23 protein-coding genes are annotated in these 24,991 nt (G+C 74.7%); 7 read left to right on the top strand and 16 right to left on the bottom strand.

The features are described 5' to 3' along the window. Positions 1–14 precede the first annotated feature (14 nt). Positions 15–407, bottom strand: coding sequence for a YchJ family protein (locus FB458_RS14900; protein ID WP_141849179.1), 393 nt, complete (start codon positions 405–407; stop codon positions 15–17). 48 nt (positions 408–455) lie between these two features. Here FB458_RS14900 and FB458_RS14895 point away from each other — a divergent pair, with 48 nt between their 5' ends. Beyond that, entirely contained in the window at positions 456–1,553 is a 1,098-nt protein-coding gene (locus FB458_RS14895; RefSeq protein ID WP_141849178.1) for an LOG family protein, read from the top strand. 4 nt (positions 1,554–1,557) lie between these two features. Here FB458_RS14895 and FB458_RS14890 read toward each other — a convergent pair whose 3' ends face one another. The 3 genes from FB458_RS14890 to FB458_RS14880 all read right to left on the bottom strand — a co-directional run bounded on the left by FB458_RS14890 (position 1,558) and on the right by FB458_RS14880 (position 4,328). Continuing rightward, positions 1,558–1,803: a hypothetical protein gene (locus FB458_RS14890; RefSeq protein ID WP_141849177.1), complete on the bottom strand. Its 246-nt coding sequence runs from the start codon at positions 1,801–1,803 to the stop codon at positions 1,558–1,560. A 96-nt stretch (positions 1,804–1,899) separates the two neighbouring features. After that, positions 1,900–2,925 carry a CNNM domain-containing protein gene (locus FB458_RS14885; protein WP_211356055.1) on the bottom strand — a complete coding sequence of 342 codons (1,026 nt, stop codon included), beginning with the start codon at positions 2,923–2,925 and terminating at the stop codon, positions 1,900–1,902. Continuing rightward, complete coding sequence (locus FB458_RS14880) at positions 2,925–4,328, bottom strand: hemolysin family protein (RefSeq protein ID WP_141849176.1); 1,404 nt, start codon at positions 4,326–4,328, stop codon at positions 2,925–2,927. Before FB458_RS14880 ends, FB458_RS14885 begins: the two co-directional genes overlap by 1 nt. 194 nt (positions 4,329–4,522) lie before the next feature. Here FB458_RS14880 and FB458_RS14875 point away from each other — a divergent pair, with 194 nt between their 5' ends. Both FB458_RS14875 and FB458_RS14870 read left to right on the top strand, forming a co-directional pair. Further along, positions 4,523–5,236, top strand: coding sequence for a hypothetical protein (locus tag FB458_RS14875; RefSeq protein WP_141849175.1), 714 nt, complete (start codon positions 4,523–4,525; stop codon positions 5,234–5,236). Between the two features lie 43 nt (positions 5,237–5,279). Next, complete coding sequence (locus FB458_RS14870) at positions 5,280–6,062, top strand: maleylpyruvate isomerase family mycothiol-dependent enzyme (RefSeq protein WP_141849174.1); 783 nt, start codon at positions 5,280–5,282, stop codon at positions 6,060–6,062. Between the two features lie 25 nt (positions 6,063–6,087). Here the strand turns inward: FB458_RS14870 and FB458_RS14865 are convergent, their stop codons facing one another. The 6 genes from FB458_RS14865 to rlmN form a co-directional block, all read right to left on the bottom strand. Next, positions 6,088–7,305 carry an acyl-CoA dehydrogenase family protein gene (locus tag FB458_RS14865; protein WP_141849173.1) on the bottom strand — a complete coding sequence of 406 codons (1,218 nt, stop codon included), beginning with the start codon at positions 7,303–7,305 and terminating at the stop codon, positions 6,088–6,090. Positions 7,306–7,335: 30 nt separating this feature from the next. Continuing rightward, on the bottom strand, positions 7,336–8,709 hold the full coding sequence (locus FB458_RS14860) for an acyl-CoA dehydrogenase family protein (protein ID WP_141849172.1): 1,374 nt from the start codon (positions 8,707–8,709) through the stop codon (positions 7,336–7,338). Positions 8,710–8,838: 129 nt separating this feature from the next. After that, positions 8,839–9,786 carry a methyl-accepting chemotaxis protein gene (locus FB458_RS14855; protein WP_141849171.1) on the bottom strand — a complete coding sequence of 316 codons (948 nt, stop codon included), beginning with the start codon at positions 9,784–9,786 and terminating at the stop codon, positions 8,839–8,841. A 1-nt stretch (position 9,787) separates the two neighbouring features. Next, complete coding sequence (locus tag FB458_RS14850; protein WP_246061259.1) at positions 9,788–10,357, bottom strand: PAS domain-containing protein; 570 nt, start codon at positions 10,355–10,357, stop codon at positions 9,788–9,790. A 161-nt stretch (positions 10,358–10,518) separates the two neighbouring features. Beyond that, positions 10,519–12,417: an adenylyl cyclase gene (locus FB458_RS14845; protein WP_246061257.1), complete on the bottom strand. Its 1,899-nt coding sequence runs from the start codon at positions 12,415–12,417 to the stop codon at positions 10,519–10,521. A 252-nt stretch (positions 12,418–12,669) separates the two neighbouring features. Further along, positions 12,670–13,839 (bottom strand): dual-specificity RNA methyltransferase RlmN, encoded by a 1,170-nt coding sequence (gene rlmN / locus FB458_RS14840; protein ID WP_141849170.1) that lies wholly within the window; start codon positions 13,837–13,839, stop codon positions 12,670–12,672. Between the two features lie 214 nt (positions 13,840–14,053). Between rlmN and FB458_RS14835 the strand changes: the two genes are divergently transcribed. Beyond that, the gene (locus FB458_RS14835) at positions 14,054–15,385 is read left to right on the top strand and encodes an alpha/beta fold hydrolase (protein WP_141849169.1); all 1,332 of its coding nucleotides are present in this window, start codon (positions 14,054–14,056) and stop codon (positions 15,383–15,385) included. A gap of 33 nt (positions 15,386–15,418) precedes the next feature. Here the strand turns inward: FB458_RS14835 and FB458_RS14830 are convergent, their stop codons facing one another. From FB458_RS14830 to pyrH, 3 genes are all read right to left on the bottom strand, one after another. Next, a complete protein-coding gene (locus FB458_RS14830) occupies positions 15,419–16,324 on the bottom strand; it encodes a phosphatidate cytidylyltransferase (RefSeq protein ID WP_141849168.1) in 906 nt (301 codons plus the stop codon). A gap of 32 nt (positions 16,325–16,356) precedes the next feature. Continuing rightward, a complete protein-coding gene (gene frr / locus FB458_RS14825) occupies positions 16,357–16,914 on the bottom strand; it encodes a ribosome recycling factor (RefSeq protein WP_141849167.1) in 558 nt (185 codons plus the stop codon). Positions 16,915–16,975: 61 nt separating this feature from the next. Then, positions 16,976–17,710 (bottom strand): UMP kinase, encoded by a 735-nt coding sequence (gene pyrH, locus FB458_RS14820; protein ID WP_141849166.1) that lies wholly within the window; start codon positions 17,708–17,710, stop codon positions 16,976–16,978. A 181-nt stretch (positions 17,711–17,891) separates the two neighbouring features. On the opposite strand from pyrH, the gene FB458_RS14815 reads away from it, so the two are divergent. From FB458_RS14815 to FB458_RS14805, 3 genes are read left to right on the top strand one after another with little or no spacing between them, the layout of a single operon-like run. Then, complete coding sequence (locus tag FB458_RS14815) at positions 17,892–19,106, top strand: iron-containing alcohol dehydrogenase (protein ID WP_141849165.1); 1,215 nt, start codon at positions 17,892–17,894, stop codon at positions 19,104–19,106. After that, the gene (locus FB458_RS14810; RefSeq protein WP_141849164.1) at positions 19,103–20,527 is read left to right on the top strand and encodes a MadS family sensor histidine kinase; all 1,425 of its coding nucleotides are present in this window, start codon (positions 19,103–19,105) and stop codon (positions 20,525–20,527) included. The genes FB458_RS14815 and FB458_RS14810 overlap by 4 nt, the downstream gene beginning before the upstream one ends. Continuing rightward, on the top strand, positions 20,527–21,237 hold the full coding sequence (locus tag FB458_RS14805; protein WP_141849163.1) for a MadR family response regulator transcription factor: 711 nt from the start codon (positions 20,527–20,529) through the stop codon (positions 21,235–21,237). The genes FB458_RS14810 and FB458_RS14805 overlap by 1 nt, the downstream gene beginning before the upstream one ends. 74 nt (positions 21,238–21,311) lie before the next feature. Here FB458_RS14805 and mftM read toward each other — a convergent pair whose 3' ends face one another. Genes mftM through FB458_RS14790 form a run of 3 tightly spaced genes read right to left on the bottom strand, consistent with a single transcriptional unit; the run spans position 21,312 to position 24,958 of the window. After that, positions 21,312–22,220, bottom strand: a complete 909-nt coding sequence (gene mftM, locus FB458_RS14800) for a mycofactocin oligosaccharide methyltransferase MftM (RefSeq protein ID WP_211356054.1) — start codon at positions 22,218–22,220, stop codon at positions 21,312–21,314. Then, a complete protein-coding gene (locus FB458_RS14795; RefSeq protein WP_141849162.1) occupies positions 22,217–23,749 on the bottom strand; it encodes a VWA domain-containing protein in 1,533 nt (510 codons plus the stop codon). Before FB458_RS14795 ends, mftM begins: the two co-directional genes overlap by 4 nt. A 3-nt stretch (positions 23,750–23,752) precedes the next feature. Further along, positions 23,753–24,958 carry an AAA family ATPase gene (locus FB458_RS14790; protein WP_246061255.1) on the bottom strand — a complete coding sequence of 402 codons (1,206 nt, stop codon included), beginning with the start codon at positions 24,956–24,958 and terminating at the stop codon, positions 23,753–23,755. Positions 24,959–24,991: the final 33 nt, after the last annotated feature.

Below are 24,991 nucleotides of genomic sequence, written 5' to 3'. Positions count from 1 at the left end.
GCATCAGGGTGGGGTCAGGCCCGCGCGTCGACGTACACCCACCGGCCACCGCGGCGGACGAAGTCGCTCACCTCGTGCAGGACCTCGGTGCCGCCGAGGACGAGGTGCCGCGCCTCGAACTCGACGGTGCCGCTCGCGTCGTCGGGCCCGCCGGCCTCCGTGCCGAGGACGCGCAGCCCGACCCACTCGAGCGTGGGGATGCGCAGGTCCGTCGGGCGCGTGCGCGGGTGCCAGGTGCGCACGAGGTGGCCGACGTCGCCGACCGCGTAGGCCGTGTACCGGGAACGCATCGTCGCCTCCGCCGTCGGCGCCGGCTCCCCCGCGAGGTAGGGGCCGCAGCACGCGCCGTACGGGCGGGCGGTGCCGCAGGGGCAGGGGTCGGTCGGGGCCGGTGGGGTGCTCGACACGGGCGCCACGGTAGCGGCCCCGGTCGCGGGGCTCCGTACGATGCGCTCGTGGAGATCCACGACCCGGCCGTGCTCGCCCGGTGGCTTCAGGCGCGGAAACCGTTGGCGGGCCTGCGGTTGCAGGACCTCGACCTCACGCCGTGCACGGACGCGCTGCTCGCCGTGACGCACGCGCACGGCCTCGTCGTCCTCGGCGGGGTCGTCCCGACCGCGGTCGGCGACCACCTGCGCGCCGCCGGCGCGGTCGTCTTCCCGGCCGCGCCCGAGGCGCCGGTCGACGTCTACCGGGGCCGGCTCTACACCGCCGACGAGCTCTACGCCGGGCTCGAGCGCGGGTACGACGCCACGCCCGACGCCCGCGCGTACCGCTGGTCGCGCGACCGCCGGCTCGAGCGCGACGCCTACGCGACGCTGCTGCGGGCCATCCACGACGACTCGGTCACCGACGCGCTCGACGAGTGGGCCGACGGGCTGCCCGTCGTCGGCGTCATGGGCGGGCACGCCGCCGACCGCGGCAGCGCCGGCTACCGCGACGCGGCCCGGCTCGGCCACCGGCTCGCCGGGGCCGGGTACGTCGTCGCCACCGGCGGCGGTCCCGGCGCGATGGAGGCGGCGAACCTCGGTGCGGCCGCGGCCGACGAGGTGCGCCTGGAGGACGCCGTACGGCGGCTCGCGGCAGTGCCGTCGTTCCTCCCGGACGTCGCGGCGTGGGCGCGGCTGGCGCTGCAGGTGCGTGACGCGGTGGGGCCGGCGACGGGGCGGACGTCGCTCGGGATCCCGACGTGGTTCTACGGGCACGAGCCGCCGAACGTCTTCGCCCAGGGCGTCGCCAAGTACTTCTCCAACGCGATCCGCGAGGACGGGCTGCTGGCCCGCGCGACCGCCGGCGTCGTCGTGATGCCCGGTGCGGCGGGCACGGTGCAGGAGGTCTTCCAGCTGGCGACGCGGCTCTACTACGCGACGCCCGCCACGGCGCTCGCGCCGCTGGTCCTCGTCGACCCCGAGCACTGGGAGCGGCGGCTGCCCGTCGCGCCCCTGCTGGCCGCCCTGGGCGCCGGGCGGTCGCTGGGCGACGTCGTCCACGTGGTCGGGGACGTCGACGCGGCGGTCGACGTCCTCGCGCGGACGTCGCCGCCGCCCTCCTGAGGGGTCAGCGCCCGAGCAGCGGCGCCACGTCGAAGTGCGCGGTCTCCTCGTCGGCGACCCGGCGCACGACCTCGTCGACGAAGCCGTCGGGGACGTGGACCCCCGCCTCCGAGAGCCCCTTCTCGAGCTCCTCGCGCACGGTGTCCTCGGTGGCGCCGTCCTGCCAGGAGACGATGCGGTCGACGACGGCCTGCACCGCCTCCACCTGGGCGGGACGGTCCTGGCCGGGTAGGTCGTTGGTGTCGCTCATGGGGTCACCGTGCCCATTCCGCCCATGTCCGAACACAGGAAACCCCACATCGGCGTCGGGTCCGGAGCGGCCTGACGTGGGGTTTCCTGTGCTCGGTCAGGCGGGGGTGGGGGCGAGCAGGCGGCGGACGACGTCGGCGACGGTCACCACGCCCCGTACGGCGTCCTGCCCCTCGCCCGGCTGCCCCCCGCCGTCGGAGACGACGACGAGGTGGGTGCCCGTGGCGCGCATCCGGGCGAGCACCTCGATGACCGGGGCGTCGGCCGGCTCGCGGACGAGGGGGCGGGCGACGGCGGCGACCGGCTCGTCCTCGCCGAGGACGAGGGTGTCCCGCACGTGGACCAGACCCGTGAGCCCCTCGCCGTCGGCGAGCAGGATGCGCAGGTGACCGGTGCGCAGCGCGGCCTCGCGGACCTCGCGCACGCGGGCGCCCTCGGGCACGGTCGTCAGCGCGCCCGGGCGGACCAGCTCGCCGAGGGTGAGCTCGGCGAGCGCGAGCGCCTCGGTGAGCCGGCCGGAGTCGCCCGCGTCGAGCGTGCCGACCTCGGCCGAGTGCTCCACGAGGTGCCGCAGGGTCTGCGGGTCGCGGCCGGACACGGCCTCGTCGACCGGCTCGACCCCGACCCGGCGCAGGCACGCGTTGGCGGCCTCGTTGAGCAGGACGAGCAGCGGTCGCGACACGGCCATGAAGGCGCGCATCGGGAGCGCGAGCATGATGGCCGACCGCTCGGGGTGGGCGATGGCCCACGACTTCGGGGCCATCTCGCCGACGACGAGGTGCAGGAAGGTGACGACGACGAGCGCGAGGACGAACCCGACGGTGTCGGCGACCCACGCCGGGGCGCCCCAGCCGGCGATGACGGGCGTGAGCCAGTCGTGCACGGCCGGCTTGGTCACCGCGCCGAGGGCCAGCGTGCAGACGGTGATGCCGAGCTGCGAGCCGGCGAGCAGCACGGTCAGCTCCTGCGAGCTGCGCAGCGCGGCGCGGGCCGAGCGGCTGGTGGCCGCCGCCTCGGCGATCCGGTGCCGGCGCGCGGCGAGCAGGGCGAACTCGACGGCGACGAAGAACGCCGACAGCGCGATGAGCGCCACCGTGGCGACGAGGACGAGCACCCCACCCATCACCGCTCACCCCCCGCGGTCGCGGCGCCGTCGGGCGTCGTGACCACCGCCGCAGCGGCGGTCGGCTCGGCCCACGAGACCCGCACCGTCGCGGGGACGTGGCTGGCGACGTCGACCACCTCGAGCCGGACCACCGGGCCGCGGCCGTCCTCGAGCAGCTCCTCACCGTCGGGCTCGAGCTCGAGCTCGACGGCGTCACCGGGCTCGGGCAACCGCCCGTGCCGCGCGATGACGAGCCCGGACACGGTCTCCCAGTCGCCGCGCGGCAGGTCGCGGCCGAGGCCCCGCTCGACCTCGTCGAGCGGGGTGTCCCCGGCGACCAGCCACTCCCCCTCGACGGGGACGGCGACGGACGGCTCGGCGCCGGCGGCGAGGTCGTGCTCGTCGGGCACCTCGCCGACGAGCTCCTCGGCGAGGTCCTCGAGGGTGAGGATGCCGTCGAAGCCGCCGTACTCGTCGACGACGCAGGCCAGCTGCTCGCGCCGCGAGACGAGCTCGCCGAGCGCGTCCGGCAGGGTCATCAGGCCGGCGACGACGGTGGCCGGACGCATGAGGTCGGCCGCCGTCGCGCCCTCACGGGCGGCGAGGACGTCGTGCAGGTGCACGACGCCGACGACCTGCTGCCCCTCGTCGACCACGGGGTAGCGCGAGTGGCCGGTCGCCATCTGCGTGCGCACCTCGGCGAGCGTGGCGGTCGGGGGCAGGACGTCGACCCGGTGGCGCGGCACGACGGCGTGCTCGACGTCGCGGGTCGGGAAGTCGATGACGCGGTCGAGCAGCACGCCGAGGTCGGCGGGCAGGTCACCGCTCTCCTGCGAGGCGCGGACGATGTGCTCGAGGTCGCGGGCGGAGACGGCCTGCTCGACGTCGTGCACGGGCTCGATGCGCAGCAGCCGCAGGAGCGCCTCGGACGACGCGTCGAAGACCGTGACCAGCCAGCCGGCGAGCGTGAGGTAGAGCGAGGTCGAGCGGGCCAGGGCGCGCGCGACCGGGTCGGGCCGGGCGATGGCGAGGTTCTTCGGGACCAGCTCACCGAAGAGCATCTGGACGACCGTGGACACGAGCAGGGCGAGGACGGTGCCGACGGTGATGCCGACCGCCTGCGGCACGCCGACGCCCCCGAGCAGGGTGCCCAGCGACGCCCCGATGAGCGGCTCGGCGACGTACCCGACGAGCAGCCCCGTGACGGTGATGCCCAGCTGGGCCCCGGACAGCATGAACGAGGTCCGCTTCGTCACCTGCAGCGCGCGCTCGGCGGCGCGGTCCCCGGCGGCCGCCTGCGCCGCGAGGCGGGAGCGGTCGACGGTCATGAAGGCGAACTCCTGCGCCACGAACCAGCCGGTCGCCACGGTGATGAGGACGACGACGAGCAGGCCCAGCAGGAGGGTGAGCAGTGCACTCAACGGCCACTCACCTGCCTCGTCCAGCCCGCGCTCGGCGCGGGCGACTCGGGTCGGCGGGTGGCCTTCGGACTGTCGGCGGGATCCATCTCGTCTCTCGTCGGCGGGTGGGTGCGGCGCGAGGTCCGCTCAGGGACCTCACAGGGGACAACGGGGTACGCCGCCCCGCGGTTCCCGACCAGCGTACGGTGGCGACCGTGGCGCAGCAGCCGACGTCGGGCCCGGCACCGGCCCCGCGCGACTTCGGGCCGGTCGACGCGGCGATCGACCCGGTCGCCGCGGCCGACCCGCGCGAGCGGGACTTCCTGCGCACCGTCGGCCCCTGGCGGCCGTGGACCCTCGCCGAGGCCCGGGCCGAGCTGGCGTCGTTCGACGGGCCGTGGTGGGTGTGCGGCGGGGTGGCGGTCGAGGCCTTCACCGGCGTGGCCCGCCACCACGAGGACGTCGACGTCGCCTTCTTCACCCGCGACCTGCCGTCCCTGCGGGCCGCGCTCGCGCCGCGCTACGACCTGTGGTCGGTGGGCAGCCACCTCTTCCGGCTCCTGGACGACGTCAACCCGACCTTGCACGAGCAGTCCGAGCAGGTGTGGGTCCGGGCGCACGCCTGGTCGCCCTGGCGCGCGGACCTGCTCGCCACCGCGGACGCGGACGGCGCCTGGGTCGACAAGCGCGAGCCGTCGCTCGTGCGACCGCTCGAGGACGCGACCTGGGTGAGCACGGACGGTCCCGACGCCGGCGTGCGCTACCTGCGGCCCGAGCTGGCGCTCGCGATGAAGGCGCGGCTCGACCGGCCCAAGGACCGCGCCGACCTCGCCGCGGCGCTCCCCCTGCTGGGCGACGACGCGCGGGGCTGGCTGCGGGACGCCGTACGGCGTCGTCACCCCGAGCACCCCTGGCTCGCCCGGCTCTGACGCGCTCCCGCCGCTCGCGCCGCCGCGGCGCTAGCCTCCGAGGGTGGGCGACGGGACGCGGCTCGACCAGGCGACGTACGTCGACGCCGTACGACGCCACAGCGCGGGGTTCGCCGCCGCGGCGGCGGGGCACCTCGGGGCCGACGTGCCCGCCTGCCCCGGCTGGCGCGTCGCCGACCTCGTGGCGCACCTGAGCGACGTGCACTGGTCGTGGGCGACGATCGTGCAGGAGCGGCGCCGGGAGCCGGTGCCACCCGCCGACCGGCCGCCCCGGGCCCCGGACGACGAGCTGCTCGACCGCTTCACCGCCGGCGCGGAGCGGCTGTGCCGGGTGCTCGGCGGGTGCGACCCGTCGACGCCGGTGTGGACGTGGGCGCCGGGGCACGAGGACGCCGGGTTCGTCGTCCGCCATCAGGTGCAGGAGGCGATGGTCCACCACCGGGACGTCGCCGAGGCCGCGGGGCTGCCCGTCCCGGAGCTCGAGCCGGACCTGTCCGCCGACGCGGTCGACGAGTTCCTCACGGTGTCGGTGGCGACCGAGGCCGATCCCGCGGACGACGGCACGCCCGGTCTCGCCGGACGGATCCTGTTGTGCGCGAACGACACCGGCGACCGGTGGGAGATCCGGGAGGGCCCGCGGCCGGAGACGCTGCGCGTCACCCGCACCGCGCCGGAGGACGGTGGGCCGACCGGCGACGACGCCGCGGTCCTCACCGCCTCGGCGGCCGATCTCCTGCTGTGGCTCTACGGGCGGGTCGCGCTCGACGTCCCCGACGTCCACCTGCCGCTCCTCGAGCGGTTCCGCACGCTCACCTGGACCGACTGAGCGCCCGACGCGCTCACCGCAGCACCTACCGCAGCTGCGCGCTGGTCAGCCCGAGGACGCGGCGGGCGACGATGAGCAGCTGGATCTGCTGGGTGCCCTCGAAGATGTCGAGGATCTTGCTGTCCCGCGCCCACTTCTCCAGCAGCTCGCCCTCGCCGTAGCCGAGGGTGCCCGCGAGCTCGACGCAGCCGAGGGTGACGGCCGAGCCGACGCGTCCCGCCTTGGCCTTGGCCATCGACGCCTCGAGCGAGTTGGGCCGCCGGTTGTCGGCGAGCCAGGCGGCCTGGAGGGTGAGCAGGTACGCGCCCTCCCAGTCCGACTCGAGGGCGAGGAAGCGCGCCGCCGCCGCGGACTGCGCGAGGGGCGGCACGTCGTGGTCGACGACGACGCCGGCCTGCTCGAGCAGGTCGCGGGTGAGGTCGAGGGCGGCCCGGGCGCAGCCGACGGCCATCGCGGCGACGAGCGGACGGGTGTTGTCGAACGTCGCCATCGCCCCGGCGAAGCCCTGCTTGGTGTCGATCTCGGGCGACCCGAGCAGGTTCTCCGCCGGCACCCGGCAGTCCTGCAGCACGAGGGTCGCGGTGTCCGACGCCCTGATCCCGAGCTTGCGCTCGAGCCGCTCGACCCGCAGACCGGGCGTGCCCTTGGGGACGACGAAGCTCTTGATCGCGGCGCGCCCGAGCGAGCGGTCGAGGGTCGCCCACACGACGACGGCGTCGCTGCGCTCGCCCGCGGTGACGTAGATCTTCTCCCCGTTGAGGACGTACTCGTCCCCGTCGCGCACCGCGGTCGTCGTGATGCTGGCCGAGTCCGACCCGGTGCCGGGCTCGGTGATCGCCATCGACGCCCACACGCCGGCGAACCGGCGCAGCTGCTCCTCGTCCGCCACCGACGCGATGGCCGAGTTGCCGAGGCCCTGGCGCGGCATCGACAGCAGCAGCCCCACGTCGCCCCAGCACATCTCGAGGATGGACAGCACGGAGGCGAGGTTGGCGCCGTTGCGGACGCCCCCGCCCCGTCCACCCGCCCCGCCGTCGCGGCGCACGCCCGCCGCCCCGGCCCCGCTCGACGCGCCGGAGTCGGCCAGACCGTCGACCATGCTCGCGAGCAGGTCGAGCTCGGTGGGGTAGGCGTGCTCGGCCCGGTCGTAGGTGCGCGAGATGGGACGCAGCATGTTCACGGCGACCTGGTGCGTCTGCGAGACGAGCGGCCGCAGCCGGCGCGGCACCTCGAGGTCGATCATCGGGGCTGTCCCTTCCGGAGAACCTGCATCTCAGACAAGAACGGCACCGTCGGCGACGGCGACGGCGCGCAGGTCGCGGTACCACCGCTCGACCGGGTGCTCCTTGGTGAAACCGTGCCCGCCGAGCAGCTGGACGCCGTCGAGCCCGATCCGCATGCCGTGCTCGGCGCAGGCCTGACGGGCCAGCGCCACCGCGCGCGCCGCGTCCTTGCCCGAGGCGACCTGGGCGGCCGCCTTCCAGGTCAGCAGCCGCATGGCCTGCAGCTCGATGGCCAGGTCGGCGACCATGAACGCGACGGCCTGCCGGTGCGCGATGGGCTCCCCGAAGGCCTGGCGCTCCTTGACGTACGGCGTGACGTGGTCGAGGACCGCCTGCCCGACCCCGACCGCGAGGGCGCACCAGGCGAGACGCGACAGCCGCACGCACTCGCGGTACGTCGACCCGTCGTCGGCCCCGAGGAGGTTCGCCGCGGGCAGGCGCACCTCGTCGAGGACGACCCGGGAGAGCGAGGCCGCGCGGGCCCCCATCGACGGGTCGGCCCGGACGGCGAGCCCTGGCGCGTCGCCCTCGACGAGGACGAGCACCGGCCGGCCCTCGAGGACCGCACCGACGAGCAGCAGCTCGGCCTCGCAGCCGCGCACGACGAGGCTCTTGGTCCCGGACAGGACCAGCTCGCCGCCGTCGCGCCGCGCGGTGGTGGCGGGGTGCAGGGCGTCGTACAGGATGGTGGGCTCGGCGAGGGCCAGGGCCGCCACGGGTGGGGTGTCGCCGGTGAAGGCCGGCAGGTAGGTCTGCTGCTGGGCCTCGTCGCCCCACAGGCCGATGGCCGTCGCCACCGACCCGGAGGCCATGGTGGCGAGGGCGATGCCGAGGTCGCCGTGCGCGAGGGCCTCGGCGACGAGGACGCCGGTGACCGCGGAGCGCTCCTCGACGATGCCGCCGAGGGACTCCGGGACGCCGAGCAGCGGCAGGCCGAGCTCGTTCGCGGCGTCCAGGACGTGGGCCGGGGTCGCGCAGGCCTCGTCCGCCGCCTCGGCGGCGGGGCGCACGACCTCCGCGGCCAGCTCGCGCACGACGTCGAGCAGCTGCTGCTGGTCCTCGGTCGGGGTCAGGTCGAGGACGCCGGAGGGGGCGACGTCGGGCACCCGCTCCCCCGCCACGCCGTGCCGGCCGCGACGGGTGAACCCCCGGCCGGCGGCGCCGACACGGGCGACGGCGGCGAAGCCGTCGCGGGTGGTGCGGTGCACGAGCCGCTCGAGCGGTCGGCGGACCCCGAGCCGGTCGACGACCTCGGAGCGCGCCAGCAGCCCCAGCCCGGCGACGGCGAGACCGATCGGGTCGCGGGTCTCGCTGCGCGGGACGCCGTACCGGCCTCCCGGCCTGGTGATCCTCCACAGCGGCATGGCGCGGACGCTACCGAGGGTCACCCGGGCCGATCGAGGGACGGGACCGGTCCCCCGTGCATGTGAGGGGAGGTGACCTCATCGGGCCGGTCACCTGCCCGGTCGACGCGACCGGTGGGGGGGTCGGGGTCAGCGCCGCATCTCGGAGAGGAAGCCCGACATCTGCGAGCGCAGCTGCTCGGCCATCCGCGCCAGACCGGTCTGGTCCGTCACGGAGCCCGAGCCGTCGACCGCGTCGACGATGCCCTGGACGAGCCCGGTCATGGCGAGGACGGTGTCCCCGACCGAGCTCATGACCGACGCGACGTTGTCGCAGGAGGCCTGGATGGCCGCGACCTGCTCGGTGACCTTCTCGGTCGCGCGGCCGGTCTGGTCGGCGAGGTCCTTGACCTCGCCGGCGACGACGGCGAACCCGCGGCCGGCCTCCCCGGCGCGGGCGGCCTCGATGGTCGCGTTGAGGGCCAGCAGCCGGGTCTGACCGGCGACGCTCTCGATGAGCGAGATGACCTGGGCGATCTCGAGCGACGCGCGGGTGAGCGTATCGATGGTGCCGAGGGCCGTATCCATCTCGCCGCTCGCCGCCGTCGCCGCGTCGGTGAGCCCGGCGGCCGTGGCCGAGAGCTCGGTCGCGGCGGCCGCGACGCCCTCGGACGTCGACAGGACGATCGACTCGAACTCGTCGGCGAGGTCGGCGCGGGAGGAGGCGGCCGAGTCGACGCGGTCGGCGGTGCGCCTCATCGCGTCGCGGGCGTCGTTGATCGTCGAGGCGCCCCGGCGGAACGAGCCGGGCAGTCCCGTGAGGAGCACCTTGCGGTGGAAGCGGCCCTCGGAGGCCGAGGTGAGGGAGGCGCTGGCCTCCCGGACGAAGGCGTCGGACACGTCGAGGACGCGGTTGGCGGCGTCGCGCAGCTGGACGAGCTCGGGTACGGCGTCCGACCCCTCGACGGAGACGACCCGGGCCTCGAGGTCCCCGCGCGCGGCGGCGGACAGGTCCTGCGTCAGCTGGTGGACGAACGCGCGGTACGTCGCGAGCTCGGTGGTCTGGGCGGAGGACTGGCGGCGGGGGAACAGGGACATCTCAGACCTCCTGGGTACCGATGATCGACCAGACGAGCTCCTCGTAGCTCGCCGCCCGCTCGCGCACGAGCCGGGCGAGCAGGTCCGAGGAGGCCGCGACGGCGGCCTTGGTCGAGGAGTGGCGCCGCTCCTCGGCGAGCAGCTGGGCGTAGAGCGGACGCACCTGGGCCAGCGCCCCCGGGGACGGGCGGCGACGGTTGGAGTGGTAGCCGACGACCTGACCGCGCTCGTCGAACGAGGGGGTGACGTGGGCCAGCACCCAGTAGTTGGCGCCGTCCTTGGCCAGGTTGTTGATGTAGGCGAAGAGCTCGTGTCCGGAGGAGATCGTCTCCCACAGCAGCGCGAAGACCGCCCGCGGCATCTCGGGGTGGCGGATGAGGTTGTGCGGTCGCCCGAGCACCTCGTCGAGCTCGTAGGCCCCGACGCGGCAGAAGACGTCGTTCGCGTACGTGATCACCCCGCGACGGTCGGTCTTGGAGACGATGAGCTCGTCCGCGCCGAAGGAGCGCTCGACCCCGGTCGGTCGGATGGCCTCGCGCGCCCGGGAGGGGGCGTCGGTCGTGATGGTCACGTCGGTCCTGCCTTCGCTGTGCTGGCGTGCTGACACCCCCGAGATCGGTCGTTCACCGAGCGACTTGAGCGATGTGGCGTACCAGATCGGGACACGGGGTCCCTGGGACGGGATGGCACCGAGGTGCCATCCCGTCCCGTGCCCTCAGTCCGGAACGGGCCTCACGGGTACGACGTGACGAAGCTCGGGACGCCGATCGCGGCCGACGACACCGGGGCGCCGACGTCGTTGACGACGTGGTCGATGGTGCCCGCGCCGAGGTTCACCGTGAGGAGGTCGTGCAGGCGCACGCCCGGGGTCACCGGGACCGAGAAGCCCGAGCTGGCGTGCAGCGACGGGTTGACGTTGGTGAACACGTAGACGCCCCCGCCCCACAGCTCGTGCCGCTGCACCGTCGGGTCGACCTTGTAGCCGGCGTAGCCCAGGGTCCTGCCGTGCCGCCACGAGGCCTGGTCGGGGGCGTCGTACGGGAGCTCGTTCTGGAAGAAGACCGTGCGGCCGTCCTCGCCCGACCACACGACGTTGTCCTTCTCGAAGTGCTCGGCGAACAGGCCGGTGGCCGTCACGCGGTCGCCGGTGACGACGACGCCGTGGTCGGCCGGGTTGACCGTCCAGCCCACGCCCTGGCCGTGGTCGGCGCGCCAGGCCCAGATGTCGTCGAGGACGACGTCGTCCGCGGTGACCTTGAGGGCGGTGCCGGCGCGGCCGGCGTGCGGGCCGCCGACCCGGAAGAACACGTCCTGCAGGGCGGTCGGCGGGGTCGTCTCGCCCTTGGCGCGGGAGCGAGCCTCCCCGACGCGGACGAGCGCCGGCGAGGTGGTCGTCCCGGCGTCGACCATGATCCCGGCGACGTCCGCACCCATCCCCTTGACGACGACCGGGACGGCGCCACCCACGGCGGTCAGGGCCGGCAGGCCGAGACCGAGCAGCACCTGGCGGTCACCGTTGACGGTGATGGACTGCGGGACGTCGTACTGGCCCGGGGTGAGCAGCAGGTGCCGGCCGGCGCGCAGGGCGGCGTTCATCGACGCGACGGAGTCACCGGGGTGGGCGACGTGGACGGCCGACAGCGGCACGACGGTGCCGGGCGTGGAGGTGGTGTCCGACCAGGTCGGGCCGCGCGAGCCGGTGCGCGCGTCGGGGACGAGGAGGTTCCAGGCGCCGGTGTCGTCGACGAAGAGGTACGGCCGCTCGCGGCTGACCGGGGTGGTGTCGAGGGTGGTGTAGGGGCCCGGGTCGGTGCTCGGGAAGGACTGCGCGGGCGCGCCCTCGACGCCGGAGAAGACCTGGTTCCACACGCCGTTGGACCACGTGCCGATGCTGCTGTCGCGGACGAGGAACTGCTGCTGGCTGCCGTTGGTCACCGTCGAGGTGCGCGAGTCGGCGATGAAGCCTCCGCTGGCGTACTGCGGGCCGGCGGTGCAGTAGTCCATCAGCGACAGGTTGCCGTCGACCTGCACGCGGCGCATCGGCGAGGCCTGCGACACCGCCCAGAAGTTGGCCGACGCGCGGCAGCCGTCGCCGCCGGCGACGTGGATCGTGAGGTTGGCCAGCGAGCGCCAGAAGTTGTCGAGCGCGATGCAGTTGTCGGGGGCGAGGCAGCGGTTGAAGACCTCGATCTTGCCGGTCACCTGCACGTCGCCGGGGTCGCGGCCGAGGCCGGCCACCTCCGTGCCGTAGCCGACCTGGATGTGCAGCGGCTCGGTGGTGGAGCCGTAGGAGCCGGGCAGGAAGAGCAGCGCCCAGCGGCCCGGGCCCATCTCGTCGTCGACCTGCTGGGCGGTGATCGCGTCGGCGGCCGCCTGGATCGCGGCGGTGGTCATCGTCGGGTCGACGACGACGACGTGGTCGCCGAGGTCGGGCATCGCCGCGCGGGCGGCGGCCACGCGGGCGGCCTCCTGCGCGGTGACGTGGGGGGCGGTCGGGACGCCGTACGGCGTCGCGCCGGCGGCGGGGACGGCGGCCAGCAGGCCGGCCGCGAGGGCGGAGACGAGCCCCACGGCGAGGGCCGCGGGGCGCAGGGAGGAGCGGCGACGGGCGCGCGCTGTCGTCGGTGACATGGGGTGGAGTCTGTGCGCCCGTGGGGTCGATCGCAAGTCCGGTGTCGAACCGGTTAAGGCGTTGTCGTCGCTGCGGATCCGCGTGCGGCGGGTGACATCGATGTCACCCCGGGTCCGGACTGCTGCGGGAAGGGGGCGTGGACGTCACCCCCGGGTCCGGACTGCTGCGTGAACGGGACGTCGACGTCACGCCGTACGACGGACTGCTGCCCACCCGGGACGGGCGGCGACGTCCCTCCCCCGCAGCTCCGGTCAGGCGGTGGAGGCGGCGAGCTGGCCGCAGGCGCCGTCGATGTCCTGGCCGCGGGTGTCGCGGATCGTCGTCGGCACGCCGTGGGCGCGCAGCCGCTCGACGAACTGCTGCTCGACCCCCGCCCGCGACGCGGTCCACTTCGAGCCCGGCGTCGGGTTGAGCGGGATCGGGTTGACGTGGACCCAGCCCTTGCCCCGCTCGACGAGCTTCTTGCCCAGCAGGTCGGCCCGCCAGGCCTGGTCGTTGACGTCGCGGATGAGGGCGTACTCGATCGACACCCGCCGGCCCGTCGCGTCGAAGTAGCGCCGCGCCGCGTCGAGCGCCTCGTCGACCTTCCAGCGCGTGTTGATCGGGACGAGCTCGTCGCGCAGCTCGTCGTCGGGGGCGTGCAGCGACAGCGCGAGCGTCACCGGGATCCCCTCGGCCGCGAGCCGGTCGACCGCCGGCACGAGCCCGACCGTCGACATCGTGATGCCGCGGGCCGACATGCCGAGCCCCTCGGGGGCGGGCTCGACGAGCCGGCGGATGGCCCCGACGGCGGCCTTGTAGTTGGCCAGCGCCTCCCCCATCCCCATGAAGACGACGTTGCTCACCCGCAGCGGCGTCTCCCGGTCGCCCTCACCGCCGCCGGCGAGCTCGCCGCGGCGCAGCTGGCGGGCGGCGTACACCACCTGCTCCACGATCTCGGCCGCCGACAGGTTGCGGGTCAGCCCCGCCTGCCCCGTCGCGCAGAACGGGCAGTTCATCCCGCAGCCGGCCTGGCTGGAGATGCACATCGTCACGCGGTCGGGGTAGCGCATGAGGACCGACTCGACGATCGCGCCGTCGTGCAGCCGCCACGCCGACTTGAGCGTCATCCCGTCGTCGGCGACCCGCTGGACCATCGGGGTGAGCAGGGTCGGCAGGAGGTCGCGGACGAGGTCGTCGCGGACCGCCTTGGGCAGGTCGGTCATGTCCTCGGGGGCGTCGACGAGCCGCTCGAAGTAGTGCGTCGACAGCTGCTTGGCCCGGAAGCCCTTGTGCCCGAGCGCGGCGACGGCCTCGACCCGCTCGGCGAGGGTGAGGTCGGCCAGGTGGCGCGGCGGCTTGCCGCGACGGGGCGCGGTGAAGGTGAGGGCGCCCGGGGCCGGGCGGGTGGTCGGCTCGGGGAGGGGCTGCGGCTGGCTCATGACGCCTCCAGTGTCCCACCTCCGCCGGGTCCACCGGCCGTACGGCGCCCCCAGGCCGCCTCGGCGCCGTGCCGGACGTCCGCAACCGCAGGGCACCGGTGCCCCGATGATGCGGACGCTGAGATCGGCCCTCCGGACGTCCGCACCCCTGGGGCACCGGTGCCGCCGTGGTGCGGACGCAACGGCAGGGGGCAGGCGACCCTAGGCTGAAGCGGTGCCCGACCCCGCGACCGCGACCGACTCCCCCACCCCGACGCGCTCCCGGCTCCCGGGCCTCGACGTCACCGACCACGTGCTCACCGTCCCGCTCGACTGGGCCGCGGCGGACCGCGGTGACGCGACCGAGAGCCTGCGCGTCCTCGTGCGCGAGGTCGTCGCCCCGGACCGGCGCGGCGACGACCTGCCAGCGCTGGTCTACCTCCAGGGCGGCCCGGGCGGCGCGTCGCCGCGACCGTCGGCCGACGTCGCCTGGCTGACCGAGCTGCTACGCACCCACCGGGTCTTCCTGCTCGACCAGCGCGGCACCGGACGCAGCACCCCGGTCACCCCGCGCGCGATCACCGCGCGCGGCGCCGCCGCCGAGCAGGCGTCGTACCTCGGCCACTTCCGCGCCGACTCGATCGTCCGCGACGCCGAGCACGCCCGCCGCACGCTGTTCGACGGCCGCCGGTGGGAGACGCTCGGCCAGTCGTACGGCGGCTTCTGCACCCTCACGTACCTCTCGCTCGCCCCCGAGGGCCTGGCCGCCTGCTACGTCACCGGCGGTCTGCCGAGCACCCGCCCGGACGCCGCCGAGGTCTACCGCCGCACCGTCCCGCGGATCGCCGCGAAGAACGCGGCGCTGCGGGCGCGCTTCCCGCACCTGGCCGACCGCGCCGCGCAGGTCGCCGACCGCCTCTCCGCCGGCGACGTCCGGCTCCCCGACGGCGACGTCCTCACCGTGCGCCGGCTGCAGACCCTCGGCGCGCGCCTGGGGATGGTCCAGGGTGGGACCCACCTCGCGTGGGTCCTCGACGACGCGCTCGACGACGACGGCGAGCCGGTGCCGGCCTTCCTCGAGCACGTCCAGGGCGAGACGTCGTACGCGAGCAACCCGCTCTACGTCGTCCTCCAGGAGGCGATCTACGGCACCGAGGGCGGCGCCCCGACCGGCTGGGCGGCGGCCGCCGAGCTCGGCCGGCACCCCGAGTTCGCGGAGACCGCGCGGCCGCTGCTCTTCACCGGCGAGACGATGTTCCCCTGGATGATGGAGGAGATCCGGCTGCTGCGCCCGTACGCCGCCGCCACCGCGCTGCTGCACGAGCGGGCCGACTGGGGCCCGCTCTACGACCTCGACCGGTTGGCCGCCAACGAGGTCCCGGTCGCCGCGGCGGTCTACCACGACGACATGTACGTCGACTCCGGCCTGCAGCTGGAGACCGCGGCCGCGATGGGCGCGACCCGCACCTGGGTCACCAACGAGCACGAGCACGACGGCCTGCGCGACCCCGCCGTCGTCGCCCGTCTCGTGCGGATGGTCCGCGACGAGGGCGGCCCGCTCCGCTGAGCCCGTACGACGCCCCGTGGCGCCCGAGCGGGCTCAGCCCGCGACGGGCACGAGGATGGCGAGCACCGCCCAGGCCACCGGGGCGACGAGGACGAGCGAGTCGAGCCGGTCCATCACCCCGCCGTGGCCGGGGAGGATGTTCGACATGTCCTTGACGCCGAGGTCGCGCTTGACGGTCGACTCGACGAGGTCGCCGACGGTGGCGACCATGGCGGCGAGCGCGCCGAGCAGCAGCCCGGCCCACCACGGCCCGTCGAGGGTGAGGGTGACGCAGCCGAGGCCCACGAGGGCGCTGGAGGCGACCGACCCGGCGAAGCCCTCCCACGACTTCTTGGGGCTGATCGTCGGCGCCATCGGGTGCTTGCCCCACAGGACGCCGACCGCGTAGCCGCCGATGTCGCTGGCGACGGTGACGGCGACGTACGTGAAGATGCGCCAGGCGCCGTCCTCGGGGGCGAGCAGCAGCGCGTAGAACGAGGCGAGCAGGGCGGGGTAGGCGAGCGCGAACATCCCGCCGGCCGCGTCGCGGGCCGCGCCCTCGACTCCGTCGGCGAAGCGCCAGATGACGACGGCGACGCCGGACAGGGCGAAGCAGACGGCGAGGGCCTGACCGCCGCCGGTGAAGGCGGCGACGTTCATCGACACGGCGCCGAGCAGCACCGGCACCAGCGGCACGCGGAAGCCGCCGCGGTGCAGCGCCCGGGCGATCTCCCACACCCCGACGCAGACCGAGGCCGTCGCCAGCGGGATGAAGAGCTGGCGGTGGACGAAGAGGCTGGCGACGACGAGCGCGCCGAGGGTGACCCCGACGGTGATCGCCGCGGGCAGGTTGCGCCCGGCGCGCGAGATGCTCACCGCCTGCTCCTCGGTCGTCACCGGGGCCAGGACGACGGGTTCGTCGGGGACGGACCCGGGGGCGGCGGACGGGGTGTCGGTCATGGCGCGGGGACGACGGTGGGAGGGGGGCCGGCTCAGACCTCGGTGAGCTCGGTCTCCTTGCCCTTGAGCAGGGCGTCGACCTGGTCGACGAACTTCTTCGTCATCGCGTCGAGGTCCTTCTCGCCGCGCACGCCGTCGTCCTCGCCGACCTCGCCGTCCTTGACCAGCCGGTCGAGGTCGGTCTTGGCCTTGCGGCGGATGTTGCGGATGGAGACGCGGGCGTCCTCGGCCTTGCCGTTGGCCAGCTTGACGTACTCGCGGCGCCGCTCCTCGGTGAGGACGGGCAGGACGCAGCGGATGACGTGGCCGTCGTTGCTGGGGTTGATGCCGAGGTCGGAGTCGCGCAGCGCGCGCTCGATGTCGTTCATCGCGCCGCGGTCGAACGGCGTGACGAGGATGGTGCGCGCCTCGGGCGTCTGGAAGGACGCGAGCTGCTGCAGCGGGGTCGGGGCGCCGTAGTAGTCGACGAGGATCTTGGTGAACATGCCGGGGTTGGCCCGACCGGTGCGGATGCCGGCGAAGTCCTCCTTGGCGACGTCGACCGCCTTCTCCATCTTCTCCTCGGCCTCGAACAGGGTCTCGTCGATCATCGGTGCTGGACGTCCTCGGGTGTCGTTGGGAGCGCGGAGCGTGCGGCGCGGGGGGCGGCGGTCAGCCGGCGGTGACGGTCGTGCCGATCTTCTCACCCTGCAGGGCCCGGGTGATGTTGCCCTCGCCCTCCATGCCGAAGACGAGCATCTCGAGCCGGTTGTCCTGGCACAGGCTGAAGGCGGCGGTGTCGACGATCCTCAGCCCCTCGTGCAGGGCCTCGGCGAAGGTGAGGGTGTCGTACTTGACGGCGTCCGGGTCGAGCTTGGGGTCGGCGGAGTAGACCCCGTCGACGCCGCTCTTGGCGATGAGCAGCCGGTCGCACTTGGTCTCGAGCGCGCGCTGGGCGCTGACCGTGTCGGTGGAGAAGAACGGCATGCCGGCGCCGGCGCCGAAGATGACGACCCGGCCCTTCTCCAGGTGCCGGATCGCGCGCAGCGGGATGTAGGGCTCGGCGACCTGCCCCATGGTGATGGCGGTCTGCACGCGGGTCTGCACGCCCGCCTTCTCGAGGAAGTCCTGCAGCGCCAGGCAGTTCATCACCGTGCCGAGCATCCCCATGTAGTCGGCGCGGACCCGGTCCATGCCCTTCTGCTGCAGCTCGGCGCCGCGGAAGAAGTTGCCGCCACCGATGACGATGGCCACCTGGACGCCGTCGCGGACGGCGGCGGCGATCTGCTCGGCGATGCCCTTGACGACGAGCGGGTCGACGCCGACCTCGCCGCCGCCGAACACCTCGCCGGAGAGCTTGAGCAGGACCCGGCGGTGGGCGGGGGGCGCGGTGGTGTCGGCGGTCATGCGGGTGCCTCCCGGGGCTCGTGCGTCTGGGCGCGGCGGTCGCTCGATCCTTCCACACCCGCGGTGACCGGATCGTCATCGCCGTCCCGGCCCGCACCCGGACCGGCCGGGGTACCCTCGCCGTGGCGTGCAGGGCTGCTGCGCTCGGCGGACAGCGTTGTGGCACGTCGGGCGGAGGGGCATGCACGCCGGACTGGAGCCGTCCACGCACGCCGCGGACGCGTCCGCCCACCCGGTCCCCGCCGCGCCGCGGCTGGTGAAGTTCCACGCGCCCGAGATCGTCTTCGGACCCGGCTCGCTCGCCGAGGCCGGGTACGTCGCCCGCCGGCTGGGTGCGCGGCGCCCCTTCGTCGTCACCGACCCCGGGGTCATCGAGGCGGGGTGGGCCGACGAGCTGCTCGCCCACCTGCGCGAGGTCGGCCTGCGCCCGGTGGTGTGGCACGACGTCACCCCCAACCCCAAGGACCACGAGATCGCCGCGGGCCACGCCCGCTACCGCGAGGCGGAGGCGGACGTGCTCGTCGCCCTGGGCGGTGGCTCCTGCATCGACGCCGCCAAGGGGATCGCGGTGCTGTCCACCAACGGCGGGAACGTCCTCGACTACGCCGGGATCGACCAGGTGTCGCGCCCGATCCCCCCGCTGCTGTCGATCCCCAGCACCTCCGGCACCGGCGCCGACGTCTCGCAGTTCTGCATCGTCACCGACACGGCCCGACGGGTGAAGGTGACGATCATGGGGGCGGCGCTCGTCCCCGACGTCTCCGTCGTCGACCCGCGGCTGCTGTCGACGATGCCGGAGTGGCTGACGGCGGCGACCGGTCTGGACGCCCTCACCCACGGCATCGAGTCCTACGTCTCGCTGGCGCACAACCCGCTGGCCGACATCCACGCGCTCAGCGCGGTGGGCCTCGTCGGCCGCCACCTGCACCAGACGATCCTGCGGCCCGACGACCTGTCGGCCCGGGAGGGGATGGCGCAGGCCAGCCTCAACGCCGGCCTCGCCTTCACCAACGCGATCCTCGGCGCGACCCACGCGATGAGCCACCAGGTGGGGGGCCTGCTCGACGCGCCCCACGGCGTCGTCAACGGGGTGCTGCTCCCCCACGTCATCCGCTACAACGCCCGCGCGACACCGGACCGCTTCGTGGCCCTGGCGCGCGCCGTCGGCCTGCCCGTCGACGGTCTGCCCGGCGAGGAGGCGGCCGAGCTGCTCGCCGAGCACGTGCGCGGGCTCGCCGACGACGTCGGGGTGCCGCGGGGTCTGCGCGAGCTGGGGGTCGACGAGTCCGTGCTCACCCAGCTGGCGACGACGACCCTCGACGACGCCTGCCTGACCACCAACCCCCGGTCGGCCTCCTCGGACGAGCTGGTGCGGCTCTTCCGGGACGCCCTGTGACCTCCCCCGACCTCGCGAGCCTCACCGGCGTCCGCAGCGGCAAGGGCTCCTTCTACCGCGAGTACCTGCGCTCGCACGAGCGGCTGCAGCACGCGGTCCGCGCGATGGACTCGATCTCGCGGGCCCTCGTGCGCACGGTCGAGGGCCCCCGGGGCCTCCTCGAGGAGGTCGCGACGGCGGCGGCGGCGTACCTCGAGGCCGAGTGGACCGTCCTCGCCCTCGCCGACGGGTGTCTCGTGGGCGCGCGGCCGCGCTTCGTGGCGGTCACCCCCGACGGGCGCACCGAGACCGACGAGCGTCGCCTCCCCCCGCCCGTACGACGCGAGCTGGGCGCCGTCCGCGCCGGCCTCACCCCCGCGCGGACCGACGAGGGCTGGGTCCGGGTGCCGATGACCCTCGAGGGCGTGACGATCGGGACGCTCGCCGGCCTGCACCGGCTGCCCGAGGAGCCGGAGCCGAGCGACCTGTCGGTGCTGCGCATCCTCGCCAACCAGGCGGCCGTGTCGCTGCACACCTCCGAGCAGCACCAGGCCACGCTGGCCATGCACCGACGCGCCCAGCAGCTGTACGACGAGGCGACCGCCAAGTCCCAGGACCTCGCCGTCCGCACCGCCGAGCTGCGCCAGGCCCAGCACCGGCTGCACGTCGCCAGCGAGCGCGAGCTGCTCGACACCGAGCGGCACCGGATCGCCCGCGAGCTGCACGACAGCGTCACGCAGTGCGTGCTGTCCGCCGGCATGGCGGTCGAGCTCGCCCGCGGGGAGGCCGAGGCCCTCGGCCCCGCCGCGGCCCCCCTCGAGGCGCGGCTCGGCACGGCCAAGACCTTGAGCGGGCACGCCGTGGAGCAGCTGCGGCGGGCGATCTACGCCCTGCACCAGCCGCACCGCGACGCGGTCTCCACCCTGCCCGAGCTGCTGCACGAGGTGAGCCGGCAGCACGACCACACCCTCGACGTGCAGCTGCGGGTCATGGGGGCGCCGGTGCCGCTGCCCGGCGACGCCCACCACGAGATCGCCCGGGCGGTCGGCGAGGCGCTGTTCAACGTCGCCGCCCACGCCGAGGCGAGCAAGGTCATGGTCCGGCTGCGCTACGCCCCGGACGAGCTGATGGTCTCGGTCGCCGACGACGGCCACGGCGACCCCGGGCACCTGCGCCGCCTCCTGCGGCTGGAGCGCGCGTCCTCGACCGACGGGCGGCACCGCGGGCTGGTCAACATCGAGAGCCGGATGGCCGACCTGGGCGGCACGGTCGTCTTCCGCCGCGCCCGGATGGGCGGGGTGCGCGTCGAGCTGCGCCTGCCCCTGCCGCTGCGACCCGCCTCGCGCGGGGTCATCGAGGGCCTCGTCGGCCCCGCGTCCACCCCCGCCGCGTCCACCACCGCCGCGACCACCCCCGCCGCGACCACCACCCAGGAGAGCTGATGGCCACCCTCGTCCCGCGCAGCGTCCGTCCCTCCGAGCCGCCCCCGGGGCGCCGTCCGGGCGAGCTGCGGCCGGTCGTCGACATCGTCCTCGTCGACGACCACGCCATCGTCCGCCAGGGCCTGCGCTCGATCCTCGAGCGCGAGGACGACCTGCGGGTCGTCGGCGAGGCGGCGACGGTCCCCGAGACGATGGCCGTCGTCGCCCGCACCCGACCTCGCGTCGTGGTCCTCGACCTCAAGCTGTCGACCTCGTCCGACGCCGAGGGCCTGCAGCTGTGCCAGACCCTCTCCTCGACGCACCCCGAGGTCTCGGTGCTCGTCTTCACGACCTTCCTCGACGAGCAGCTCGTCCTCCAGGCCGTGCGCGCGGGCGCCCGGGGCTACGTCGTCAAGGACGTCGACACGACCGGGCTCGTGCGCGCCATCCGCGACGTCAGCCGCGGGGAGAGCGCCTTCGACGCCCGCAGCGCGTCGGCGATGGTGCGCGGTCTCAACGCCCCGCCGCAGCCGTCCGTCTCCCAGCTGACCTCGCGGGAGGCCGAGGTGCTGCGGCTGCTGGCCCGCGGCCTGTCCAACCGCGACATCGGCCAGCGGCTCTACATCTCGGAGACGACGGCCAAGTTCCACGTCGGCAACATCCTGCGCAAGCTCGGGGTCAGCCGCCGGGCCGAGGCGGTCTACGCCGCCTCGAAGATGGGCGTCATCTGACGGCTGGCACGCGGTCTGTTCCGCACGGAGCGATCAGGTGATGGCTGCGTGGGCGCGGCAGCCGCGGAACCGGGTCAGCGGTCGAGGACGAGCCAGCCGCCGTGGTGCTCCGCGACGTCGTACCGCAGCCCGCTGGCGCGACCCCAGGCGCGCAGGTCGTCGAGGTCCACGGTGCGGACGTGACCGAAGGACTCGTCCGCCTCGTCCTCGAGGGGGACGGCGACGACGACGCGGCGCCGCGCGCAGCGCACCGCCTCGTGCAGGACGGCGGCGCCGTGGTCGGCGTCGACGTGCTCGAGCAGGTGGATCGCGAGGACCGTGTCGGCGCACCCGTCGTCCAGCGGCAGCCGCGCCGCGTCGGCGAGCACGGTGGTCAGCCGCACGCCGAGCCGGGGCGCCACGGCGGCGAGCAGCCGCACCGTCCCGGCCGCCACGTCGCTGGCCGTGACGTCGTGACCGAGGCCGGCCAGGCGCAGCGACAGGAAGCCGAAGCAGCTGCCGAGCTCGAGCACCGACCCCGCCGGCACGAGCGCCTCGGCCCGCTCGTAGACCGGCGCGTAGCCGGCGATGCAGCCGTGGGCCGCCGCGACCTCGGTCCCGCGAGCGGTGCGCAGGGCCTCGAGCCGCGCGGTCGTGTTGCGGTAGAACAGCTCCCACGCGTCGAGGGGGTCGGGCGCCAGGCTGCGGACCACCCCCGTGAAGAGGCGCTCGAACAGCTCGGGACCGCGCACCCACCCGGGCCCGAAGAGCTCGTCGACGAGCAGGCCGGCCAGGTCGTCGTCGACCTCGTCGGGGCGCAGCCGGTGGGTGACGGTGAGCCGGCCGTCGCGGGTGTCGACCCGGAAGTGCTCCGTCGCGACCCGGGACGCCGGGGCGGGCCCGTCGCCGGACCGCCGGCGCACGACGACCAGCGCGTCCTCGTACTCCCCCGGGGTGCGCATCGGCGCGAGGGGGTCGATGGGGGCTGCGACGAGCCCGGTCACCGGGCGGTCGCCTCGGGGGTGCTGGCGAGGTCGAGGCCCTTGAGCCCGCGCACGACCTGCACCCGGTCGCAGTGCTCGGCGTACAGCGGCAGGTCGCAGCGGCCCAGCGCCCAGGAGTAGCGCGGCTCCGGGGTCAGCCAGACGGTCTCGCGCACCCGGCGGGTCATCTCCTCGAAGGCGCCGAGGCCGGGGTCCTTGTTGTTGCCGCGGCCGTCGCCGAGGACGACGAGGGTCGTCCGTCGCCCCAGCGCCGACCCGTGCTGCTCGAGGAAGGAGGTGAAGGTCGCGCCGTAGTCGGAGTCGGCGTCGACGTCGAGCACCCCGCCGGCCGGCAGCCCCGCCATGACGAGCGACAGGGCGTCCTCGAGCCGGTGCTCGGCGAACAGGTCGGTGATCTCGACCGCCTCGTCGACGAAGGCGAAGGTGCGCACCTGCGCGGCCAGGGACTGGAGCGAGTGCACGAGGTGCAGGGTGAACCGCGCGGTCGCGCGCACGGAGAGCGAGACGTCGGCGAGGACGACGAGCCGGGGGCGGTCCTGCACCTTGCGGACCGTCACCGGCCGGAACGGGATCCCGTCGTAGCGCATGTTGGCGCGCATGGTCCGGGCCCCGTCCACGGTCCCCCGCGCCGAGACCGTACGACGCGCCCGCGGCGCCCCCCGCAACGAGCGCAGCAGCCGGCGCAGCGACTCCTCGAGGTCGGCCCGCTCGGCCTCGTCGATCGTCTCGGCGCGGCCGGCCGCGACCTCGCGGGTCTCGACCTCGCGCTCCATCGCCATGAGCCGCTCGAGGTGCTCCTTGAGCCGCTCGGGCAGACCGGCCAGCAGGGGTGCCAGCGCCTCGCGGAGGGCGGCGAGCGAGGGCGGCTCGCCGGCCGCCTCCTCGAGCTCGGACTCCACCTCGGAGACCCAGGCCAGCAGCATCATCTCCTGCGCGACGTCGAGCTCGGCGTCGAGCTCGAGACCGGGCCGCGAGGACAGCTGCCCGGGCGCACCGGGGTTGTGCAGCCTCCGGGTCGACAGCTGGACCCGGGCCGCCTCCCCCGGCGAGCCGGCGGTGTCGTTGGACAGCACGATCTCGTCGGTGAGGGCGGCCATGTCGATCTTGTCGGCCTCCTGGTGCAGGTTGTACTGCTGGGCCAGGTCCTCGGGCTTGAAGTAGCTGCGCAGGTCCTCGGGCTTGCCGTGCGAGTGCCCGTCCTGAGGGGTGTCGCCCGGCTCCTCCGAGAGCGTGAAGGTCGTCAGCTCGCCGTCGTCGACGAGGTCGTCGTGGGCGTGCGAGTGTCCGGCCCCGTCCTCGGGCGGCACCACCGCGCTGAGGGCGAAGAAGCGGTCGAAGACCTCGTCGAAGACCTCGAGGTCACGCCGGTCCTTGACCAGGCTGACGGCCAGGGCCGCCCGCAGGGTCTCCCGGTCGGCGAGCACGCCCGGCTGGGCGGCCGCGCGCAGGGCGTCGACGCCCTCGGCCACGCTGACGCGGACGCCCCGCAGCCGCAGGAAGCGCACGAAGCGGTGCAGCGCGGCCTCCACGGGTCAGACCGGGCGCTTGCGGGTGAAGGAGCGCTCGCCCTGCTCGCGCGACACCGGCCGGCGGCCGATGCCGGCCCCTCGCCCGGGGGCGCCGTAGTAGTCGGTGTCGTGACGACCCGGCGCGTCCTTGGCGGCCCGGACCGCCCGCCCGTCCGCACCGCCCGGCTCGTCGTGGTCGTGGTCATGGTCGTGGTCGTGGTCCCCGCCGTGGTCGTGGTCCGCGCCGTGCCCGTGCCCGTGCCCGTGGCCAAGGCCGTGGCCGTGCGCGGCCGGGACGGTCGCGTTCGGGTCGACCAGCCGCGGCAGGGCCGCGGTGGCCTTCTGCACGTCGCGCTCGTACTTGACGACGACGTTGAGGGTGTCGGCGAGGACCTGCGCGGACAGCTCGGACACCCCGAGCACGGAGAGCGTGCGGGCCCAGTCGATCGTCTCGGAGATGCTCGGGGCCTTGCGCAGGTCCAGCTCGCGCAGCCCCCGGACGACCTCGACGAGCCGCTCGGCCAGCGCCATCGGCAGACCGGTGTCCTTGCTGCGCAGGATCTCCAGCTCGCGCTCCGGCGAGGGGTAGTCGAGGAACAGGTGCAGGCAGCGCCGCTTGAGGGCGGCGGACAGGTCGCGCGTGTTGTTCGAGGTGAGGACGACGTAGGGCTGGTGGCGCGCCGTCACCGTGCCGATCTCGGGGATGGAGACCTGGAACTCGGCCAGCGACTCCAGCAGGACGGCCTCGAGGGCCTCGTCGGCCCGGTCGACCTCGTCGATGAGCAGCACCACCGGCTCCGGCGAGCTGATCGCCTGCAGCAGCGGCCGCGGGGCCAGGAAGCGCTCGGAGAAGAAGACGCTCTCCTGGGCCCCGATCCGCTCCACCGACTCGTGCAGGTCGGCCGCGTCGGCGACGATCTGGCCGATCTTCTCGCGCAGGATCTGCGTGTAGAGCAGCTGCTTGCCGTAGTCCCACTCGTAGAGGGCCTTGGTCTCGTCCTGGCCCTCGTAGCACTGCAGCCGCAGGAGGCGGCGGCCCGTCGCCCGGGCCAGGCTGAGCGCCAGCTGGGTCTTGCCGACCCCCGCCGGTCCCTCGAGGAGCACGGGCTTGCCGAGCCGGGACTGCAGGAACACGGTCGTCGCGAGACGGCCGTCGGCCAGGTACCCGACGTCGCCGAGACGGCGGCGGGCGTCCTCGACGTCGTCGAAGTCGTCGATCTCGTCGGTCACGCGCTGCTCCTTCGATGGGGTCGAGCCGAGGTC

This window comes from Lapillicoccus jejuensis (assembly GCF_006715055.1).
Lineage (GTDB): Bacteria > Actinomycetota > Actinomycetes > Actinomycetales > Dermatophilaceae > Lapillicoccus > Lapillicoccus jejuensis.
This window is presented reverse-complemented; position numbering and strand designations above follow the sequence as displayed.

Excerpts from the sequence above, each read along its gene's own strand:
- pyrH (WP_141849166.1), bottom strand. The coding sequence starts at position 17,710 with ATGACCGCCGACACCACCGCGCCCCCCGCCCACCGCCGGGTCCTGCTC.
- frr (WP_141849167.1), bottom strand. The coding sequence starts at position 16,914 with ATGATCGACGAGACCCTGTTCGAGGCCGAGGAGAAGATGGAGAAGGCG.
- FB458_RS14805 (WP_141849163.1), top strand. The coding sequence starts at position 20,527 with ATGGCCACCCTCGTCCCGCGCAGCGTCCGTCCCTCCGAGCCGCCCCCG.
- FB458_RS14865 (WP_141849173.1), bottom strand. The coding sequence starts at position 7,305 with ATGATCGACCTCGAGGTGCCGCGCCGGCTGCGGCCGCTCGTCTCGCAG.
- FB458_RS14885 (WP_211356055.1), bottom strand. The coding sequence starts at position 2,925 with ATGGGTGGGGTGCTCGTCCTCGTCGCCACGGTGGCGCTCATCGCGCTG.
- FB458_RS14860 (WP_141849172.1), bottom strand. The coding sequence starts at position 8,709 with ATGCCGCTGTGGAGGATCACCAGGCCGGGAGGCCGGTACGGCGTCCCG.
- FB458_RS14855 (WP_141849171.1), bottom strand. The coding sequence starts at position 9,786 with ATGTCCCTGTTCCCCCGCCGCCAGTCCTCCGCCCAGACCACCGAGCTC.
- FB458_RS14890 (WP_141849177.1), bottom strand. The coding sequence starts at position 1,803 with ATGAGCGACACCAACGACCTACCCGGCCAGGACCGTCCCGCCCAGGTG.
- FB458_RS14815 (WP_141849165.1), top strand. The coding sequence starts at position 17,892 with ATGCACGCCGGACTGGAGCCGTCCACGCACGCCGCGGACGCGTCCGCC.
- FB458_RS14830 (WP_141849168.1), bottom strand. The coding sequence starts at position 16,324 with ATGACCGACACCCCGTCCGCCGCCCCCGGGTCCGTCCCCGACGAACCC.
- FB458_RS14845 (WP_246061257.1), bottom strand. The coding sequence starts at position 12,417 with ATGTCACCGACGACAGCGCGCGCCCGTCGCCGCTCCTCCCTGCGCCCC.
- rlmN (WP_141849170.1), bottom strand. The coding sequence starts at position 13,839 with ATGAGCCAGCCGCAGCCCCTCCCCGAGCCGACCACCCGCCCGGCCCCG.